Source organism: Sphingomonas sp. DC1600-2, from assembly GCF_049897605.1.
In the GTDB taxonomy this organism is placed as follows: domain Bacteria; phylum Pseudomonadota; class Alphaproteobacteria; order Sphingomonadales; family Sphingomonadaceae; genus Sphingomonas.
In genome coordinates this window covers 637,652-657,661 of the sequence record NZ_JAFCWO010000003.1, presented here as the reverse complement: position 1 = coordinate 657,661, position 20,010 = coordinate 637,652, and the positions used below count along the sequence as shown (strand labels likewise).

General features: G+C 65.3%; 18 protein-coding genes and 1 pseudogene. 11 read left to right on the top strand and 8 right to left on the bottom strand.

Annotated elements, in window-relative coordinates; translation table 11 throughout:
* The first annotated feature begins 145 nt into the window (after window positions 1–145).
* On the top strand, window positions 146–1,069 hold the full coding sequence (locus tag ACP7BL_RS09840) for a hypothetical protein (protein ID WP_137902528.1): 924 nt from the start codon (window positions 146–148) through the stop codon (window positions 1,067–1,069).
* Between the two features lie 6 nt (window positions 1,070–1,075).
* Here the strand turns inward: ACP7BL_RS09840 and ACP7BL_RS09835 are convergent, their stop codons facing one another.
* Window positions 1,076–2,581 (bottom strand): YifB family Mg chelatase-like AAA ATPase, encoded by a 1,506-nt coding sequence (locus ACP7BL_RS09835; RefSeq protein ID WP_033964270.1) that lies wholly within the window; start codon window positions 2,579–2,581, stop codon window positions 1,076–1,078.
* A gap of 106 nt (window positions 2,582–2,687) precedes the next feature.
* Between ACP7BL_RS09835 and ACP7BL_RS09830 the strand changes: the two genes are divergently transcribed.
* The 7 genes and pseudogenes from ACP7BL_RS09830 to ACP7BL_RS09800 all read left to right on the top strand — a co-directional run bounded on the left by ACP7BL_RS09830 (window position 2,688) and on the right by ACP7BL_RS09800 (window position 6,811).
* On the top strand, window positions 2,688–3,038 hold the full coding sequence (locus ACP7BL_RS09830; protein WP_231564984.1) for a hypothetical protein: 351 nt from the start codon (window positions 2,688–2,690) through the stop codon (window positions 3,036–3,038).
* Window positions 3,039–3,139: 101 nt separating this feature from the next.
* A complete protein-coding gene (gene rpmH / locus ACP7BL_RS09825) occupies window positions 3,140–3,274 on the top strand; it encodes a 50S ribosomal protein L34 (RefSeq protein ID WP_010162954.1) in 135 nt (44 codons plus the stop codon).
* A gap of 38 nt (window positions 3,275–3,312) precedes the next feature.
* Window positions 3,313–3,624 (top strand): annotated as a pseudogene (rnpA, locus tag ACP7BL_RS09820) (ribonuclease P protein component); the annotation flags it as partial.
* Between the two features lie 121 nt (window positions 3,625–3,745).
* Window positions 3,746–3,958 carry a membrane protein insertion efficiency factor YidD gene (gene yidD / locus ACP7BL_RS09815; protein ID WP_081988645.1) on the top strand — a complete coding sequence of 71 codons (213 nt, stop codon included), beginning with the start codon at window positions 3,746–3,748 and terminating at the stop codon, window positions 3,956–3,958.
* Window positions 3,959–3,977: 19 nt separating this feature from the next.
* Window positions 3,978–5,735: a membrane protein insertase YidC gene (yidC, locus tag ACP7BL_RS09810; protein ID WP_426258230.1), complete on the top strand. Its 1,758-nt coding sequence runs from the start codon at window positions 3,978–3,980 to the stop codon at window positions 5,733–5,735.
* Window positions 5,732–6,370, top strand: a complete 639-nt coding sequence (gene yihA, locus ACP7BL_RS09805) for a ribosome biogenesis GTP-binding protein YihA/YsxC (RefSeq protein WP_426258229.1) — start codon at window positions 5,732–5,734, stop codon at window positions 6,368–6,370. Before yidC ends, yihA begins: the two co-directional genes overlap by 4 nt.
* Window positions 6,371–6,436: 66 nt before the next feature.
* A complete protein-coding gene (locus tag ACP7BL_RS09800) occupies window positions 6,437–6,811 on the top strand; it encodes a hypothetical protein (protein WP_426258228.1) in 375 nt (124 codons plus the stop codon).
* 506 nt (window positions 6,812–7,317) lie between these two features.
* On the opposite strand, the gene ACP7BL_RS09795 is transcribed toward ACP7BL_RS09800, so the two are convergent.
* From ACP7BL_RS09795 to ACP7BL_RS09775, 5 genes are all read right to left on the bottom strand, one after another.
* A complete protein-coding gene (locus ACP7BL_RS09795) occupies window positions 7,318–7,785 on the bottom strand; it encodes an OsmC family protein (protein ID WP_426258227.1) in 468 nt (155 codons plus the stop codon).
* A 1-nt stretch (window position 7,786) separates the two neighbouring features.
* Window positions 7,787–8,926, bottom strand: coding sequence for a glutathionylspermidine synthase family protein (locus ACP7BL_RS09790; RefSeq protein ID WP_426258226.1), 1,140 nt, complete (start codon window positions 8,924–8,926; stop codon window positions 7,787–7,789).
* Window positions 8,926–9,309 (bottom strand): hypothetical protein, encoded by a 384-nt coding sequence (locus ACP7BL_RS09785; RefSeq protein ID WP_426258225.1) that lies wholly within the window; start codon window positions 9,307–9,309, stop codon window positions 8,926–8,928. The genes ACP7BL_RS09790 and ACP7BL_RS09785 overlap by 1 nt, the downstream gene beginning before the upstream one ends.
* 63 nt (window positions 9,310–9,372) lie before the next feature.
* A complete protein-coding gene (locus ACP7BL_RS09780) occupies window positions 9,373–10,719 on the bottom strand; it encodes a chloride channel protein (RefSeq protein ID WP_426258224.1) in 1,347 nt (448 codons plus the stop codon).
* Between the two features lie 94 nt (window positions 10,720–10,813).
* Window positions 10,814–12,997: a methyl-accepting chemotaxis protein gene (locus ACP7BL_RS09775; RefSeq protein ID WP_426258223.1), complete on the bottom strand. Its 2,184-nt coding sequence runs from the start codon at window positions 12,995–12,997 to the stop codon at window positions 10,814–10,816.
* A gap of 373 nt (window positions 12,998–13,370) precedes the next feature.
* Between ACP7BL_RS09775 and ACP7BL_RS09770 the strand changes: the two genes are divergently transcribed.
* Entirely contained in the window at window positions 13,371–14,039 is a 669-nt protein-coding gene (locus tag ACP7BL_RS09770; protein WP_426258222.1) for a glutathione S-transferase family protein, read from the top strand.
* A gap of 16 nt (window positions 14,040–14,055) precedes the next feature.
* On the opposite strand, the gene ACP7BL_RS09765 is transcribed toward ACP7BL_RS09770, so the two are convergent.
* Entirely contained in the window at window positions 14,056–14,520 is a 465-nt protein-coding gene (locus ACP7BL_RS09765) for a cupin domain-containing protein (protein ID WP_426258221.1), read from the bottom strand.
* Between the two features lie 11 nt (window positions 14,521–14,531).
* Here ACP7BL_RS09765 and dapE point away from each other — a divergent pair, with 11 nt between their 5' ends.
* Window positions 14,532–15,665 (top strand): succinyl-diaminopimelate desuccinylase, encoded by a 1,134-nt coding sequence (dapE, locus tag ACP7BL_RS09760; protein ID WP_426258220.1) that lies wholly within the window; start codon window positions 14,532–14,534, stop codon window positions 15,663–15,665.
* 110 nt (window positions 15,666–15,775) lie between these two features.
* Complete coding sequence (locus ACP7BL_RS09755; RefSeq protein WP_341203502.1) at window positions 15,776–16,921, top strand: SET domain-containing protein; 1,146 nt, start codon at window positions 15,776–15,778, stop codon at window positions 16,919–16,921.
* On the opposite strand, the gene ACP7BL_RS09750 is transcribed toward ACP7BL_RS09755, so the two are convergent.
* Window positions 16,918–19,824, bottom strand: a complete 2,907-nt coding sequence (locus tag ACP7BL_RS09750) for a PAS domain-containing protein (RefSeq protein ID WP_426258219.1) — start codon at window positions 19,822–19,824, stop codon at window positions 16,918–16,920. The two genes, ACP7BL_RS09755 and ACP7BL_RS09750, sit on opposite strands and share 4 nt — an antisense overlap.
* Window positions 19,825–20,010: the final 186 nt, after the last annotated feature.

The window sequence follows — 20,010 nt, the reverse complement described above, 5'->3', positions numbered from 1 at the left end:
TTACACCCTATGGTTACCCAGTTTGATAAACATCACATGCGTCATTTGAGCAAATCGGGTAAGAGTCGTTCGCACAGGGCGGTGGGGAGCGATCGGATCGGTGCAACATTTGCAGTGGGAAGTTGCGGCGCGGCCGGGGAGCCGCATGATCGGTCGCATTGTCAGCCAGATGCAATTGGCGTCTGGACTGGATGTGGTCCGCGTTCTGGAAGAGCATCTCCAGCGAAAAATCCCGTTCGATCGAGCGATTTTCCTGCTAATGATCTTGCGCGGCAGTAGCGGCCTTCGCGCTTTCTGTAACGGTCTGGCGTCGACCGCGCCTTCGGTCGTGGACGGCATCAGTATCAATGCGGTCGCAATGTCGCTCAATCGACCGTTCGAGACGGTACGACGGCACGTCCACGCCTTGATCGACGACGGGATTTGCCAGCGCGTCGATCACGGCGTGAGCGTTCGGAGCGAGACGCTGGCCCTGCCCGCCTTTGCGACCTTGCTGCGTTCGCTGCACGACCACATGGTCAGTGTCATCGAAGATCTGTCACAGATGGGCGTTCCCCTGCCGCCAAATCATGTCGATCGTTTCTATGATCCGAACGCTACCATTGCAGCGGCGATCGACCTGGTGCTTGCGCCGTTCGATTACATTCGGGACGCGCATGCAAGCTGGCTCGAGCTTGTGGTCGTGCACACCGTGGCAACCGCCGGTGCGCGCAAGATCACGCGCGACCCGGAACTGAGCCGCCGCTATGGGGAAGCCGATACCGCTCCGCCCGAGGATTTGCGCGAGCCCATCGCCATCACCGTACTCGCCCGTACCTTACGCATGAGCTATTCGACGGTCCGGCGGGAGGTCGAAAGTGCGGTCGCATCGGGAAAGCTGACGCGTGCCGGACACGGCGTCCTGGCCACCGACGCATATCTGAGGTCGGCCGCGATCGTCCAGGCCGGAGCGCGTGCCACCGCGCACTGCGCACACGTCTTGCGGAGGCTGGGTCCAGGCGGATTTCGCTTCGATAATCCGACGCACTGCTATCTCGACGGCAAGCCGGCGTTCCTCACCTTCGACTGAGCCCGACTAATTGCGAGGTGCCTGACGGCGATAGCTTAGCGCCTCGGCAACATGAATGCGCCCGACCGTCTCGGCACCGGCCAAGTCGGCAATCGTCCGCGCAACCCGCAGGATGCGCGTATAGCCCCTTGCCGACAAACGCATCGCTTCCGACGCTTGCGCCAGCAGCGTGCATCCTGCCGCATCGGGAGTGGCGACGGCGTCGAGCAAAGCGCCGTCCGCATCGGCGTTGGTGCGCGCCGCATGGTCAGCATAGCGCGTTCGCTGCACCGCCCGCGCCGCCGCGACACGCCCCGCGACCTCGGCCGAGCCTTCGCTTGGCGGCGGCAACACCAGATCGGCGGCGCTCACGGCCTGCACCTCGATATGCAGATCGATGCGGTCGAGCAGCGGCCCCGAGACCTTCGCCTGATAGTCGGCTGCACAGCGCGGCGCGCGCGAACAGGCAAGCGCCGCGTCGCCCAGATGACCGCAACGACACGGGTTCATCGCCGCGATCAATTGCACCCGCGCCGGGAAAGTGACGTGGGCATTGGCACGTGCGACGCTGACGGTCCCGGCTTCCAGCGGCTGGCGCAGCGAATCGAGCACGGCGCGCTGAAATTCCGGTAGTTCGTCCAGAAACAGCACGCCCAGATGCGCGAGGCTGACCTCGCCCGGTTTGACCTTCAACCCGCCGCCGACCAGCGCCGCCATCGACGCGGAATGATGCGGCGCGCGGTACGGCCGCTGGCGAGTCAGCCGCCCACCGGTCAGCGTCCCCGCGACGCTCGCCACCATCGACACCTCGAGCGCCTCGCTCGCATCGAGCGGCGGCAGAATTCCCGGCAGGCACGATGCCATCAGCGATTTGCCCGCGCCCGGCGGCCCCACCATCAGCAGATTATGTCCGCCCGCCGCCGCGATTTCGAGCGCACGCTTGGCCGTCTCCTGCCCTTTAACCTGGCGCAGATCGGGCCCGTGGCCGACATCGTCCGCGTCGCCGGGCAACGGCTCGCTCAGCAGGCCATGCCCCTTGAAATGGTTGATCAGCGACAGGATGTCGGGTGCCGCCAGCACCCCCTGCCCCGCCCAGGCCGCTTCCGAGCCCTGCGCCGCCGGGCACACCAGCCCCATCCCGCGTTCCGACGCATGCAGCGCCGCCAGCAACACCCCCGGCGACGGCGCGATTCGCGCGTCGAGCCCGAGTTCGCCCACCACGACATAATCGCTCAGCGTCTCCGCATCGACCACGCCCATTGCGCCCAGCAGCGCCAGCGCGATCGGCAAATCGAAATGCGATCCTTCCTTGGGCAAATCCGCCGGGGACAGGTTGACCACGATCCGCTTGGGCGGCAGCGCCAGCCCCATCGCCGCAATCGCCCCGCGCACCCGCTCGCGGCTTTCCGCCACCGCTTTGTCGCCCAGTCCAACGACGTTGAAGGCGGGTAAGCCCGGGATCAACTGCACCTGCACCTCGACCGCGCGCGCCTCGAGGCCGAGATACGCCACCGTGGATACGCTTGCTGCCATCTGTGATCCCCCCGGACGCCGCTGGAGCATACCGGGTTTTCCGGCAGAGGGAACAGCGCCGGGCGGCGTCTTGCGCAAACAAGACACCGGCCCCACATGCCTGTCGATGATGACGTCCCGTAATCCGCTGGTCCGCACGGGCCTTGTTTCCGGTGGCGTGGTGCTGGTGATTCTCTCGCCGATCGTCGGCGCGATTCCGGGGCCAGGCGGCATCTTCGTGTTTGCCGCCGGCCTCGCGCTGGTGCTGCAAAACTCGCACCGCGCCAAAAAGCATTTCGTCACCGCCAAGCGCCGCTGGCCCAGGCTCGGCCATTATGCCGATATGGGATTGCGCCGCCAAAGCGCCGCACGCCGCCGCGCGCGCGACCGGGAAGCGCGGGAAGACGGCCCGCCCGCCAGCTTTCGCGCGCGGCTCGCCGAGATCCTCGCACCACCAACCAACGATCGCACACGTTGACTTTCCGGCACGTCCTCGGTAAGCGCGCACCTTCAAGGCCGTCCTCGTGGCGGCCATTTTCTATTTCGACGTGCCCCGTGCAGAATTTTAGGGAATGAACGATGAAGCGGACCTTTCAGCCGAGCAATCTGGTGCGCGCACGCCGCCACGGGTTCCGCTCGCGCATGGCGACCCCGGGCGGTCGCAACGTGATTCGCGCTCGCCGCAACCGCGGCCGCAAGAAGCTCTCGGCGTAACCGTACCCGTCGGCCCTGCCGACCTACGCACGCTCACCCGCCGCGCAGATTTTCTCGCGGCGAATGCGGGAAAGCGCGCACCCATGCCGGGATTCGTCCTGCAAGTGCGCCCCCGCGGTGATGGCGATCCCGCCATGCGGGTCGGCTACACCGTCACCAAGAAAATCGGCAACGCCGTGGTTCGCAATCGCATGAAACGGCGGTTGCGGGCCTTGGCGCGCGAGCTGCTGCCCGAAAAGGGCGTGCCCGGTGCCGACCATGTGCTGATCGGCCGCAACGGCGGAATCGAGCGCGATTTCGCCACATTGCGGGCCGAACTCACCAAAGCATTGGCGAAGGCGGCACGGTGAAGGATCACCCCACTCCGTTCGTGCTGAGCTTGTCGAAGCACAGCTCGCTACACGCATCGACGCTCGTGCGGCTGGGGCCCTTCGACAGGCTCAGGGCGAACGGTCATACCGACGCCTCGCCGTGCTGACTCGCCTCCTCATCCTGCTGGTACGCGGCTGGCAAATTGGCCCCTCGGCGGTATTGCCGCCATCGTGCCGCTACACCCCAAGCTGTTCCGCCTATGCAATCACCGCGCTTCGCCGCTATGGCGCGGTAAAAGGCGGGTGGTTGGCAACCAAGCGAATCGCGCGGTGCCATCCCTGGGGCGGGTACGGACCCGATCCAGTGCCCTGATCGAACGGAAGACACCCGCGTGAAAGAAGATACCCGGAATTTCATCCTGTTCGCGGTGCTGGCCGCGATCATTCTGCTGGGCGGCAATTTCCTGTCGGCTCGCTATTTCCCGCATGTCGCCAATCCGCCCGCGACCAAGCTGGTCGATGGCAAGAGCCAGGTTGTCCCTCCGCCCAGCGGAAGCCCGGCCGCGACGACCCCGGCGCAGGTTCGCGATCTGGAAATCGTTCGCCGCGAAACCCCGCGTGTGGCGATCCAGACCGCCGATCTGCAAGGCTCGATCAACCTGAAGGGCGCGCGGATCGATGATCTGACGCTGACCAAATACAAGCAGACGATCGACAAGAATTCCCCGCCGATCCGCCTGCTGTCGCCGCGCGGCACCAAGGATGCGTATTTCGCGGGCTTCGGCTGGAATGGTGACGGCGTCACCGTCCCCAATGGCGATACCGTCTTCACCGCCAATGGCACGACGCTGACCCCCAATACGCCGGTCACGCTCTATTGGGACAACAAGCAGGGCCAGCGCTTCGCGCTGACCTTCGCGGTCGATGCCAAATATATGTTCACGGTGCGCCAGACCGTCGCCAATGCCGGCCCCGCGCCGATTTCGCTGCGCCCCTATGCGCTCGTCTCGCGCGCCGGCGTCGGCACCGAGGCCGATACCTGGACCAACCATATCGGCCCGATCGGCGTGTTCGACAAAGGTGCCACCTATGACATCACCTTCGACAATCTGAAGGGCAAGGAAGCCAGCTTCCTCGGCAAGATCTGGGGCAATTCGGCCAAAGCCGGCGAGAATTTCTTCAATTCCACCGGCGGCTGGCTCGGCTTCGGCGACAAATACTTCCTCGCCGCCGTCATCCCCGATCACGGCGCGCCGGTGCGGGCGGGCTTCCACGCTGCAAACGGCGACGTGTTCCAGGGCGATTTCACGCTCGCCCCGCGCGTCGTCGCACCGGGCAAGGCGCTCGTATCGACCGCCAAATTCTTCGCCGGTGCCAAGGAAACCAACACGCTCGACCGTTATGAGGACCGCCTCGGCATCCAGCATTTCGGCAAGGCGATCGATTGGGGCTGGTTCGAGATCGTCGAAAAGCCGATCTTCAAATATCTCGACTGGTTGTTCCGCATGATCGGCAACTTCGGCGTCGCGATCATCCTGCTCACCGTCACCATCCGCACGCTGATCTTCCCCGTCGCGCAGCGTCAGTTCGCCTCGATGGCCGCGATGAAGGCGATCCAGCCGAAGATGAAGGCGATCCAGGAAAAGTATAAGGACGACAAGGCCCGCGCCCAGCAGGAAGTGATGGCGCTGTACAAGGCCGAAAAGGTCAACCCGCTCGCGGGCTGCCTGCCGACCCTGATCCAGATCCCGATCATGTATTCGCTGTACAAGGTGCTGCTGCTGACGATCGAAATGCGGCATCAGCCGTTCGTCGGCTGGATCCACGATCTGTCGGCACCCGACCCTGCGACGATCCTCAACCTGTTCGGCTATCTGCCCTATCACCTGCCGTCGTTCCTCGCGATCGGCGTGGTGCCGGTGCTGCTCGGCGTGTCGATGTTCTTCCAGTTCAAGCTGAACCCGGCACCGATGGACGAAGCGCAAAAGCAGGTCTTCGCGATCATGCCGTGGATGCTGATGTTCGTGATGGCCCCGTTCGCGGTCGGCCTGCAGGTCTACTGGATCACCTCCAACCTGTGGACCGTCGCGCAGCAGCGCCTGCTCTACGCCCGCCATCCCGGCCTCAAAGAACCGGCGGTGAAGAAGTGAGTTTCGAGCCGGAAGACATTGAAGCCGCGCGCAAGCTCTTCGCCGGGCCGATCGCGTTCCTCAAATCGGCGCCGACGATCGAGTTCCTGCCCGATGCGGTGGTGCCCGAAGTGGCGTTTGCCGGGCGCTCCAACGTCGGCAAATCGTCGCTGCTCAATGCGCTGACCGGGCGCAATGCGCTGGCACGCACGTCGAACACGCCGGGCCGCACGCAGGAATTGAACTTCTTCGACGTGGGCAATCCGCTGGCGTTCCGCTTGGTCGACATGCCCGGCTACGGCTTTGCCAAGGCACCCAAGGACATGGTCAAGAAGTGGCGCTTCATGGTCAATGATTTCCTGCGCGGGCGCGACGTGCTCAAGCGGGCGCTGGTGCTGATCGACGCGCGCCACGGCATCAAGGATGTCGACCGCGACATTCTGGAGATGCTCGACAAGGCGGCGGTGAGCTACCGCATGGTCATCACCAAGGCCGACAAGATCAAGGCGAGCGAACTGGTCGAGGTCACCCAGGCCACCGCCGACGAAGCGCGCAAGCGCCCGGCGGCGCACCCCGAGATTCTGGTGACGTCGAGCGAAACCGGCCTCGGCATCCCCGAACTGCGCGCGGCGGTGATCGAGGCGGTCACCAGCTAAGCGGGGTTTCGGCGCACGTTGGCGATCACCCACATCTGCGCTACAGTGACTCTTATGACTCGTCCGATGCGCCCCGCTCTGCTGCTCCTTTCCGCCGCTGCGGGTTTGCCGACGGCAGGCTTCGCCCAGCAGCAAGCGACCGCGCCGGCTACTCCTGCTGTGGCTGCAGCGGCGGCACCGTCTTCGGGCGACACGATCCGGCTGTCCGACAAGGAACGCGACGCCATCCTCAACAGCAACACCGTGGAAAGCGCCGCCGCCGCCCGCGGCGAGCGCCTCCCAGGCACCGGTCCCGGCATTCACGGCGAAATCGGCGCGATGATCGGATCGAACGGCACGCGCGGCATCTACGGCACCGCCGCGATCCCGCTCGGCAACAATGCCGGTGCGGTCGTGTCGTTCGAGAGCAGCCAATATAACTGGCCCCGCCGCTCGCGCTGATCGCCTGCGCAGGGGCGCAACGCCTTTCCATAAAGCCCTTCCCCGGCGAAAGCCGGGGTCCAGGCGAGGAACGGCACAGGGCGAGCGCTAAAGCGGGATGACGTTACTTCGATCCGGGGAAGCCCCTCCCCTTCAGGGGAGGGGTTGGGGTGGGGCCTCTCCCCGCGTGCGCCGGTCTCGGTGAGACGGATAGGCCCCACCCCCAACCCCTCCCCTGAAGGGGAGGGGAGTCCGTCAAACGTCATCACACTCTAGCGCTTGATAAGTTCCACCTTCGCAACTGGGCCCCGGCCTTCGCCGGGGAAGCACGTTTTGAGCGCGCGCTGATCGAACCTTACGAAAGCGTTGTCCTACACGCGGGAAGTATGAAAATCTCGCCCCGCATGCTCTTTCTCATCGTTGCCGCCATCGACCGTACTCGGTTCATCGACAGCAAGACGAGATTGGTCGCACTCCGCCTATAACGCGCCCTTACCTTCGTTACCTTCCGAGTCGGGCGCACCGGATCACCGCTCGATATAGGTCGCCGCATATTCGACCGGGAAATTCACCGACCGCGCGATGAAGCAATGCGCGTGGATGCGCGCGTGGATCGCATCCGCCACCGCCAGATCGCTCCCCGCGATCAGCTCGATCCGTGGCCGCAGCACCGCCTTCACGAACCGCCCCGTCCCATCGGGCGCGCTTTCGCCGATGCCGAGCGGATCGTCGGTATAGGCGGTCACCACCACCCCGGCGACGCTCGCCAGATGCAGATACCACAGCATGTGGCAGCCCGAGAGCGTCGCCAGCAGCAAGTCCTCGGGGTTGGGCAGGCCGGGATCGCCACCCAGCAACGGATCGTTCGAGCACTCGATCACCGGCTTGCCCGGCGTCACGATCTGCCACGTCCGGTCATAGCCGCGATACTGACGCGTCCCCTCGCCGCGATTGCCGGTCCAGGCGATCCGCGCGGTGTACTCATGCTCGGCCATCTTAGCCTTCGATGATATGCGGCACGAAGCGCGCGGTGTTGCCGGTGATCGGCCCGTCCTCGCGAATGCCCATCCCCACCGGCGCGCCATCGACGATCCATGCGCCCAGCACCGGGCGCTGCTCGCCGCTGCCGGGCAAATCGTACAGCGCCTGATAAACGAAGCCTTCCTCGCCATAATCGCCGCCGGTCTCGGCCAGCGTCGCGCCGCCCTTCACCAAAGTGACATTGGCCCCTTCGCGCGCCAGCAACGGCTTGCGTACGTAATCGCCGGCCAGCGGCACCCGCCGCGTCTCCAGCAAATTGGGGTGCCCCGGATACAGCTCCCACAGCACCGCGAGGATCGCCTTGTTGCTCCACAGCATCTTCCAGATCGGCTCGATCCACAAAGTGCTGCTCAGGCTCTCCACCAGATCGCGCCCGAACGGTTCGTTGACCAGCCATTCCCACGGATAGAGATGGAAGATCGCGTCGATCGGCATGTTGTCGAGATCGACGAAGCGCCGACCCGCACTATCCCAGCCCAGATCCTTCAGCTCGATCAGCCGCGTGTCGACCCCCGCCGCACGCGCGGTGTCGGCGAGATAGGCGGTGGTCACGCTGTCCTCCCCCGCCCCATCCGCGACATGCGCCAGATAGAGCGCGCTGCTCCCCGGCGGCGGCGCGATGTCGCGCCATTTGGCGATCAGCGCCTCGTGCAGGCTGTTATACTGGTCGTGGCTTGGGAAGACCGCTTCCTTCCAGTCCCACTGGATCACCGCCGCCTCGACCAGCGAGGTCGGCGTGTCGCAATTGAACTCGAACAATTTGGGCGGACCAGACCCGTCATACCCCAGGTCGAACCGCCCGAAATTGAGTGCCGGTGGCTCGGCATTCCAGGAATCGTAAATCGCATTGTGGCAGAAAGCGGGAATGCCGAAATCGCCGAGCAATTCGCGGTCGAGCACATGCTGCCCGGCAGCGAGAAACATCTCGTACAGCTCGGCACTGGCGCGCTCGATCGTCTCGATCTCGGCCAGCGTGAAGCGGTAGCAGGCGCTTTCGTCCCAATAAGGCTGGCCGCCGACGCTATGCCAGACGAGCCCAAGTTCCTCGACCCGTGCCTGCCAGTCGCGGCGCGGGCTACAATCGGTGCGGCGCATCACTCGCCCGCCCCGCCGCCACCGCCGCGTGCGCTCATCCCGAAGCCGCCGCGCGACACCGTCGCCGAGGACGCGCGCGCATAGCCGACGCCCGCGCGTGGCGTGGTGTAACCGCCCGCCAACGATTGGCCCATCGGCGGCACCATGCTGCCGCGCGACAGATAATACCAGGTCGCCGCCCCGACGATCGCCCCGCCACCGCCATGCCCGCCGCCACTGCGCACGCAATTAGCATCGTCGGTGCGCAGGCCCGCCGCATCGCGGCACACCGCGACATCCGACTTCGCGACATCGGCAGAGGGGCTGCACGCCCCCGCCAGCAACGCCGTCGCCACCGCGCTGGTGATCGGCAAAACCCTCGGATCGAATGTGCGCTTGGCCATAGCTCTCTCCCTCTCGGCGAGCGCTATAGAGCGGAAAACGCACCCGGAATAGCGAAACCCGGCTTACGCCGCCTTGCCCTCGACCAGCGCCAGGAACGGCTTGGCGAGGCCATGATACAGCCGCTCGCGGCAGACAAAGGCGCTTGCCCCGTCGGCGATCAGCGCGGTCGCGAACAGCGGCAGGATCAGCCCGCGTGCCGCCGTCGCCTCCATCACGATGATCACGGCGGTCAGCGGCGCACGCACCACGCCGACGAAATAGGCGGTCATGCCCAGCAGCACCACCGCCCCTGCGGGCTGGTTATGGAACACCCCGGCCAGCAAATTGCCGAACCCCGCCCCCACCGCCAGCGACGGCGCGAAGATGCCGCCCGGCGCGCCGCTCAGCGTCGTCGCCAGCGCGGCGAGGAACTTGGCCGGGCCGAACCAGTCCGACTGGCCATGCCCCTCGACCAGCAACCGCGTCGCGCCATAGCCCGTGCCCCAGGTCGCGCCGCCGGTCGCAATGCCAAGCACCGCCACCGTCAGCCCGCATCCGGCCGCGAACAGGATCGGATGCGCCCGCGCCGCCGCGATCGGCCGCCAACGCGCACCCGCAAAGCCCAGCACCAGCCGCGAGAACAACCCGCCCGCAGCGCCGCCCAGAACGCCCGCCACGGGCGTAATCATCAGCACCGCCGACACGCCCAGCGTCTCGCGCATCACGCCGAAATAGACATAGTCCCCAGCAATGCCGAGGCTGACCAGCCCGGCGATCATCACCGCGCCCATCACCAGCACCGCAACGCGCTGTTCATAAGCCGCCGCCAGTTCCTCGATCGCAAAGGCGACGCCGGCGAGCGGCGTGTTGAATGCCGCCGCCACGCCCGCCGCGCCGCCCGCGATCAGCACGCCCGACGTGATCGGCACGCGCAGATAGCGATGCACTTTGACCATGATCGCCGCGCTGATCTGCACCGTCGGCCCCTCGCGCCCGACCGAGGCCCCGCCGAGCAGCATCACCACCGTCAGCACGAATTTGACGCTCGCCGTCCACAGCGACACCAGCGCGTTGCTCGGCGGTGTATCGGGCGCGCGACTGGCGGCGATCACCTGCGGAATGCCCGATCCGCGTGCATAAGGCGCGCTCCGCCGCGTCACCCACACCACAGCGGCGAACAGCGCCGGGGTCAGCAGCAGCGGCGCATACGGCCAATGCGCGATCAGCGCCGCGAACGCCCCCTGCGCACGATCGCTGATCGCGGCGAAAGCGAGCGCCACCAGCCCCAGCAGCACCGCGCCCACACCCGTCGCCAGCCGCCGCCGCGCCCGCAGCAGTTCCGCCCCGGCGTGGCGCGCACCGCGCCGTCGCCACACGATCGAAACCAGCCGGACGAGATAGGAGGCATTGCGATTCATGCCCGCGTTCATGCGCGATCACTTTGCGTGATACCACCCCGTATCGGCGGCATCGCAGATCGTGCGACACCACCGATACGGGGCTCTTCCTGGTCTTCAAGCCGTCTTAGTGACGGACCCACGCGCCCTGTTGCAATGCGGCTTGCGTCGCCACCGGACGACGCTGACCGTTGGTGAGTGCGCGCGATCCCGCCCCCGGTTTTGCGGACGTGTCGACCTTGAACTGCGACGCTTGCGCACTCAGCGACACCACTTCGGTCGACAGGTTGCGCGCGGCGGCCGACGTTTCCTCAACCATCGCCGCATTCTGTTGAGTCGAACGGTCCATTTCGTTGATTGCCGCGCTGATCTCGGTGATCGCCGACGATTGCGCCTGGCTGTCCGATGCCATCGAGCCGAGCAGCTTATGCACCGCATCGACATCGCCAGCGATGTTCGCCAGCGCCACATCGACCCGCTCGACCGCCTTCACCGCCGTCACAATCTCGGTTTGCGTCACGGTCAGTTGGTCACGCGCGCGCTTCGCTTCCTCCTCGGCACGCATGGCGAGCGCGCTCACCAGATCGGCAACGACGGCGAAGCCCCGGCCCGCGTCGCCGGCACGCCCCGCCTCAACCGCTGCGTTCATCGCCAGCACCCGCGTCTGGAAAGCGATCTTGTCGAGGCCCTCAATGACGCTGTCGATTCCCTCCGCGCTATGGCTCACCCGGCCCATCGCCTGCACCGCCTCGTCTGCGGTTTCGCGGCCACCGCCGACCGTCGCAATCGCTTGATCGGCCCGCGCGACCGTCTGTCCGGAGGCGACCGCGGTCGCCTTAAGACGATTGTCCATCTGGGCAATCGCGGCAGAGGTTTCCTCAAGGCTTGCCGCATTGCTTTCGGTACGCCGCGCCAGGTCTTCCGATGCCTGAGCAATCTCGCCCGATCCGGTCAGGATGCCCGCCGTGCTTTCCCCCACCGCGCCGATCAACGTACGCAGATTCAACAGGGCCGAATTGAAGTTGTTCTTCAACTCGTCAAATTCCGGGGCGAACGTGGTGGTAATGTCGACCGTCAAATCGCCGCGCGACAAACCTCCAAGGTTGGTCAATAGCGTGTCGACGACCAGAAGCGATTTCGCTTGCTCCTCTGCGCGCCGCGTGATGCTGGTTTTGAGATCGCCCTGCATCTTCCGCAAGGATTCGGCCAGGGTGCCAACCTCATCGACCTGTTGGATGTGCAGCGTTTGATCGAGCTGTTCTCGCGCGATGCCATCGGCAAACTCGGCGCATTCGCGGATCGGGCGGGCAATACGGGCAGCGGCCAGGGAAATCGCGAAGATCGCAGCGACGGCTACGCCGAGGCCAAGCACAAGCTGCCAGACGACCCCTGAGATCGCACGTGAACCGAGCGTAGCGCTAAGCGTATCGGCCTGCGCCAGAACCAGAGCACGTGGCACCGAGATGACCACCGACCATGGGGTCGTACTGCGCCCGAGATGGATCGGCGAATAGACGTCGATATTGGTCTGCTTCGCGTCGTCAAGCACCTTGGCCTCACCCGATCGTACGATCCCTTCCAATTGCGACCAACGCGGGTCGACCGACGCGGCCGGCTTTCCGATCGAGGACGGGTCGGCGCTGTTTGCGGCGATCAATCCAGTATCGCTGACGATCAACACGACGCCCTTGCCCGAAAACAGCGAACCATTGGTCTTGGTCGCCAGCTTCTGCAGGAAATCGAGGTCGTAATCGGCACCTGCGACACCAACGAACTTGCCCCCCACCGAGATCGGTACCGACATCGTTGCAAGAAATACGCGCTTGCCCTGCACCGTGTAGGGCAAAGGTCCGAGGATGCTTTCATGATTATTGGTGCGTGGCCCGAGATACCAGCCGCCTTTGACCAGCCCGTTGGGATGGCGCTCGGCGCTGTTATATTCGACCAGCGGCTGGATCGCGACGCTGCCATTGGCCGCACGCGTCCAATAGGGCAGATAGCGGCCGGTATCGTCCGAACCCTTGGCGCGATTATTGACGAACGCTGCGTCCGCGCCGTCGATCGCATTCGGCTCCCATGCCGAATAGGTGCCGTTGAAGCCGGGGTTTTGTTCCAGAACCCTCCGCATGATCGCGTTGAACTGGTCGCGCCGCGCGCCGCTCGGCGTGCTGCCAACCAGTACCGCGAAGGACTGAGCAGTCGTTCGGGCCGCATCGAATGCAACGTTCAATGCGCCCTTCACGGTGTCCGCCTCGACCGCCGCTCGATTTTGCAGCGTATCCTTGGCCTGGCTGCTGACAATCCCGCCCACTTCGCTGCTGACATACAGATGCGAGGTGAGCGATGAAATCGCGCTGATCGCAACAAGAATTATGACAGTTATTCCCAAACACAGCCCGGAAATTGTCGCGATCTTTCGCTGTAAGGAACGAATCGAGTCGAGGCGTTTCATCAAATTCATTGCGTCTTCCAATTTGCGGCGAATTAACGCCAAGCGACAGGAGACGCGGCACGACAAAGCGAAACGTCAGTTCTATCATAGGAAACTCGACGACGGATCTTCGGTACGGCCGAACAATATTTGCCCCTCGTCTCCGGAGTCGGCCCGGGCGATCGGCATCACCATCGCCCGGGTTCCCGTCGCCATGTTGCACCCCGCGCGCGCCTCGCTTAGGCAGGGCCCCATGAAACTGATCATCGGCAACAAGGCCTATTCCTCCTGGTCGCTGCGCGGCTGGCTTGCGTGCAAGCAATCGGGCCTGCTGTTCGAGGAAGCGGTCGTGCCGCTGTACGATGCCGAATGGGACAAGCGCCGCGAGGGCGACGAATTCGCGCCCTCCTCGGGCAAGGTGCCGATCCTGTGGGATGGCGATGCGGTGGTGTGGGACAGCCTCGCCATCGTCGAATATCTCGCGGAAAAGACCAGCCGCGACCTGTTCTGGCCGGAGGACACCGCCGCGCGCGCGATGGCGCGGTCGATGGCGGCGGAAATGCACTCCAGCTTCACCGCGCTGCGCCGCAAGCACAGCATGAACGTCCGCCAGATCTTCCCGCCGCAACGCCCGGATGAGGACGTGCTCGCCGATCTGCAGCGGATCATGGAACTTTGGGCGCAGGCGCGCGCGCGCTTCGGCGGCGAAGGCGATTTCCTGTTCGGCGCGTTCGGGGCGGCGGACATCATGTATGCCCCCGTCGTGACCCGCATTGTCACCTACAGCTTACCCGTCGCGCGCTTCGCGACCTCCTATATGGATGCGGTGCTCCACCACCCCTTCATGCAGGACTGGATCGCCTCGGCGCAGGAAGAGGAATGGGTGATCGAGCAGTTCGAACAGCCCGCCGCCAAGACCTAAGTTCAGGGCCTGACGCTCAGGGCAGGCGCGCCGTCGCGTATGGCGTACCGTCCTTATGCTCATGGCCGTCGACGGTGAAACGCATGTCGATGTCGGGATACTCCCCGCCGAGCAGCCGCTCGCCCGCCCCGATCGCGACGAACACGCAATCGCTGTCGGTGCGGTTCTGCAAATGGTGCCCGTCGCGCACCCCCGCCGGGAAGGTCGCGATGTCGCCCGCGCGCATCAGCGTCTCGCCGCCATCCTCGACCAGCACCGCCTCGCCCGACAGCATCACCACCATCTCATCCTCGTCGGCATGCCAATGCCGCTGCGACGACCAGGCCCCAGGCTTGAGGGTAACGTGGCTTGCGGCGAAGTGTGTCAGCCCCGTCACCGGTGCCAGCCGACGATACCAGCGCCCCGCCACTGGCGCATCAAATGGGGCTGGATAGCCGGTCGCATTGGTTTGCGGGATTGTGTCGAGATCGAGCTTGGGCAATGTCCCCTCCCATGAATGACCGTCTTCTGCCCGATCCGCTCGACCTCGCCAAGGCGTTGCTCGCTTGCGAAAGCGTAACGCCCGCGCAAGGCGCGGTGTTCGATGTGCTGGAGGCGGCATTGCTGCCGCTCGGTTTCACGGTTGACCGTTTCATCGCGGGTTCCGCGCCCGACGGACCGGTCGAAAACCTGCTGGCGACGCGCGGCGGGCGTGGCACGCACCTGGCCTTTGCCGGGCATCTCGACGTCGTGCCGCCGGGCGAAGGGTGGACCAGCGGCGCGTTCGCTCCTGAGGTGCGCGGCGGGCTGCTGCACGGGCGCGGCGCGGTCGACATGAAGGGGGCGATCGCAGCCTTCGTCGCAGCAATCCCGGTCGAGCCCGGCATTCCGCTCAGTCTCATCATCACCGGCGATGAGGAAGGGCCCGCCATTTTCGGCACGCGCGCACTGATCGAACGAATGGCGGAAAACGGCGTGCGGCCCGATTTGTGCCTGGTCGGCGAGCCGACCTCCACCGCGCGGCTGGGCGATACCCTTAAGATCGGGCGACGCGGATCGGTCAACATCTGGATCGGGGTTCCGGGCAAGCAAGGCCATGTCGCCTATCCGCACCTGGCCGACAATCCGATCCCGCGCCTGGTCGCGATGCTCGCCGAAATCGACGCGATCGTGCTCGATGCCGGTAACGCGTGGTTTCAGCCTTCCAACATCGAGGTGACCGACATCACCGTCGGCAACCCCGCCACCAACGTCATCCCGGCGCGCGCCGAGGCGCGGCTCAGCATCCGCTTCAACGACGAACAGCGCGGCGTCGATCTCGCCGACCGGATCGAGGCGATCGTCAAGCGCCACGATCCCGCCGCCACGATGGTCGCACGCATTTCGGGCGAAGCGTTCCTCACCGCCCCCGGCCCCTTCTCAGACCTGATCGGCGATGCAATCGCGGCGCAGACCGGCATCCGCCCCGAACTCTCCACCACCGGCGGCACCTCCGACGCGCGCTTCCTGTCGGCACTGTGCCCGACGGTGGAATTCGGCCTGCTCAACGCGACGATGCACAAACTCGATGAAGCGGTAGCACTCGACGATCTACTCGCGCTGAGCCGAATCTACCGCGACATAATCGTGCGCGTCGCCGCGCTCTAAGCGATTCAAACGACTCAAAATTCCCCGCGACTCGTGGTGAGTCCTCGGTTTGTGTGGACGCGAGTCCGCAGAATGGGTAAGCTCGGGCTTAACCATAACGGCACGCGGGCATGGCGATCGACCCCTGGTTCCCAATTGCAATCGTCTGCAGCCTGGCAGGATACGGATCGTATCTCGCCGGGCTGCGACGGCAATTGGTACAACCCAATCGCGCCTCCTGGCTGATCTGGACGGCAGCGACGGCGGTCGAGGCCGCCACCTATGCGGCAGTCAACCCAGCGGCGCTGCAAGGCTGGGTGTTCGCGCTCTCCACGCTCGCGTGTCTGGTGGTGACGATCGGGATCTGGCGGCGTTCGGTGTGGAGCGCGCCGTCGCGCGGCGAAGTGGCCTGCACCGCCGCGTGCCTCGCCGCGCTGCTAGTGTGGATCGTGTCGCGCAATGCCTTTTGGGCGCACATGTTGGTGGTCGCCGCCGTCCCCGTCAGCTTCTGGCCGACCTGGCAAAGCGTGATGGAAGACCGCACGCGCGAACGCTCACCTGCATGGGGACTGTGGACGATCGGCGATCTGGCGACCTTGCTGGTGGCGACGCGCAATGGCGACCAACATGCCGGGGAATATGTCTATATCCTGGTCGAACTGCTCTGCCACGCCAGCGTGTGGTTTATGGTCGGGTTGGCGACGATCAACCCGCTGCGCTCGCTCGGTTTCCGCGACGGGCGCTTCTACGTGCTGGACGCTTATGCCCCCACCGCCAATCTGTTCGCGGTCGGCGAGACGCATCTGGGCAAGGCGGTCTATGCCGCGCAAGGCTTTGCCGAAGGCGACGAGATCATCCGCTTCACCGGTCGCCGCTTCCGCGCAGATCGCGTGCCGAGCCTGATGCGCGGATCGAGCGACCGCTTCGTCCAGGTAACCCCCGAACATTATATGGGTCCCTCTGGCCGTATCGACGATCTCATCAACCATAGCTGTTCTCCCAATGCCGGGCTGCGCTTTGGCGGCACCAGCGTCGTGCTGGTCGCGACCCGCGACATCGCGCCCGGCGAAGAAATCGCCTGGGATTATTCGACCACGCTCGCCGAATCGAACTGGCACATGATCTGTCAGTGCCGCAGCCCGGAGTGCCGCCGCGTGATCGGCAATTTTTCCACACTGTCGCCCGAGCGGCAGGAATGGTTCCGCGCGCGCAACCTCGTCGCGCCCTATTTGCGGCGCAAGGACGAGATCGCCCCGCTGCGCGACCGCGCCGCCTAAGCCCCCGCCAACATCGCGCGGATCCGCGCGGCCAGCGTGTCCATCGCGAACGGCTTGGCGATCAACGCCATGCCAGGTTCGAGCGGACCATCCCCGACCACCGCATTTTCTGCAAAGCCCGTGATGAACAGCACGGGCAGTTCGGGGCGGGACGCGCGCGCGGCATCAGCGACCTGCCGCCCGTTCATACCGCCGGGCAAGCCGACATCGGTGATAAGCAAATCGATTCGTCCCTGCGATTTCAGCACCTTAAGTGCCTGCTCGCCGGTTTCGGTCTCGATCGCCGAATAACCGAGTTCTCCGAGCAACTCCATGACGAGCATCCGCACGGTCGGCTCGTCATCGACCACCAGCACCGTTTCGCCCGCACCGACCGGGATCGCGGTCCCGGCCCCGGCGGCGATCAAGTCCGCCGCCTCGCCGATATGGCGCGGCAGCAGAAGCGTCATAGTCGTGCCCTGGTCGCGCACGGAATCGATCTGCACATGCCCGCCCGATTGTCGCACAAAGCCATAGATCATCGACAGGCCAAGTCCCGTTCCCTGCCCCATCGGCTTGGTCGTAAAGAACGGATCGAACGCCCGCGCGATCACTTCGGGGCTCATGCCCGTGCCGGTGTCGGCGACGCTGAGCGCGAGATAGGGGCCTGGCGGCACGTCACGCTCGCCCGCCGCTTTCTCGTCTAGCACGACATTGTGCGTGGCGATCGTCACCATGCCGCCATCGGGCATGGCATCGCGCGCGTTGATGCACAGGTTGAGCAAGGCGTTCTCAAGCTGGTTGGCGTCGGCCAGGATCGGCCAGCTATCGGCGGGCGTCACCACGTCGAGCACGATGCTGGGGCCCAGCGTCCCGCGCACCAGATCTTCCATCCCCGCAATCAGCTTCGCCACATCGGTCGGTCGGGGGTCGAGCGGTTGACGGCGCGAGAAGGCGAGCAACCGATGCGTCAGTGCAGCCGCGCGCGCGGCTCCCGATTGCGCCGCGCCGATATAGCGCGGCAGATCGTCGATCCGCCCCTGGTTCAGGCGAAGCTGCATCAGCTCCAGCGCGCCCGAGATGCCGGTCAGCAGATTGTTGAAATCGTGCGCGAGGCCGCCGGTCAATTGTCCGACCGCCTCCATCTTCTGGGATTGCCGCAGCCGCTCCTCCAATTCGCGCTGGCGGCTGACGTCGACGCCGACACCGACGACCTTGCCCGGCTTGCCGTCCGGGTCGCGCAGCACGTGGTTGCGCGCCATTATCCAGCGCACACTGCCGTCGGGCAGTTGCAGACGATATTCATTGGCACCGTCGCCGCCAGTCGCACGGACATGCGCGATTGTAGCCTGCATCTTGGGCAGGTCCTGCGGGTGGATGCGCGCCATCACGTCCGCCAGCGTAACGCCCCGCGCCACATGCTCCGGGCTGAAACCGTATAGCGCGGCAAACTCGCTATCGCTCTCGAAACGGTCGTTCGCCAGATCGTAGGTCCACACCCCCACCCCGTCCATCGCCTGCAGCACCATCCGCGTGCGCGTTTCGGCCGCCAGCAACTCCTGATGCTGTCGCCGCTCCTCGGTAATGTCGCGGGCGCTGGTGTAGAGTCGGTCCCCGAACAGCGTGGTTTGCCACGCAAAGGTGCGGTAGTCGCCCGCCCTGGTCCGCAAGCGCTTCTCCAGCCGGTGGGTCGTTTCGGCGGCGGCGATGCGTGCGATCTCGGCGGCACTGCCACCAGTGTCTTCGGGATGGCGCAACCATTGCGAATCGCGGCCCAGGATATGTTCGGCGGACCATCCCAGCGCGCGTTCCCAGGCAGGGTTGATCGACAGCCACCGACCATCGCGCGTGGCAATCCCCAGCAAATCCTCGCTCACCTCCCACAGCCGGTCGCGCTCGGCAGTCCGCGCTGCGACTTCGCCAGCCAGGTCCGCGTTCAACGCCCGCAGCCGCTCGACCGCCCGCACGCGCGCGACTGCGTCCCAACTCAATTCCGCAACTTCCTCAATCAGTGCGATTTCGTTGCCGGTCCAGTTTCGCGGCTCCGCATGGCTAAGATAGAAGCCGCCTTGCCATTCGCCGCCACGAAGCAAGGGTACCGTGACCCCGGCTCGGCTGCCGACCAGGCCCAGCGCCTCCGCAGGCGGTGCATCACGGTCATCCGGCATGCCGAACGCGATCGTCTCGCCTGTCCGCATGGCGGCGTCCCAGCGCGCCCCGAAAACAGCCGCAGGGATCGGCCGCGTAAGCGGCGACAATGCTCCACCAACCCAACTCGGCCCATATTCGACGACGTGATCCGGGGTCACATCGAAGAAGCCCGCCCGGTCAACGCCCAGATATTGGCCGACCGCTTCCGCCGTCAGGTGCATAACCTCGGCGGAATCGCGCTGAACCCGCTGCTGTTCGACAAGGTGCAAAACGAAATCCCGCTCGGATTTCGCCGCGATTAGCGCGCGTTCGTTCAGCACTTGCGCGGTGACCTCAAGCCCCTGGTTAAGGATGCCGTGGGCCACCCCGTCCTCGTCCAGAATAGGTGAACTGTTATAGCTCCAGAAGGTCTCGGTCAGCGCACCTCCGCGCACCATCATCAGACGTTGGGCGACATGCGAGATCCCCTCACCGGCCGCCAACGTCTCGCGGAACTGGGCACCAAGCACCGGCCAGATGTCGGGGCGCGCCTCCGCCGCCGGTCGGCCCAGCGCCCAGGGGTGGTTGTCCGCGAGCACGGTCCACGCATCGTTGTAGAGCAGCAGGAATTCGGAGCCCCAGTAGATCGCAGTCGGGAAGCTGGAACGCAAACAGAGCCCAACGCTAAGCTTCAAGGCGGCGGGCCAATCCTGCGGGGGCCCGAGCGGATGCGACGCCCAATCGAAATCGCGCAGCAGCGCCCCGACCGCGCCGCCGCCGTCGAGAAAACGCACGCCCTCTCTGCTTGTCGCTGGGTCGGCTTTCTGATCCTGGGGTGCCATAACTTTGGTCTCGAACGCTGGCTTAAGCCGGACGGTGCGACGACTGGCGCCAGCCCAACCGTGCGGACCAGCATCGACCCTGTCAACATACTACCGTTTTAGTGCAACTGGCGCGAGACGCGGGCTTACGATAAGAAG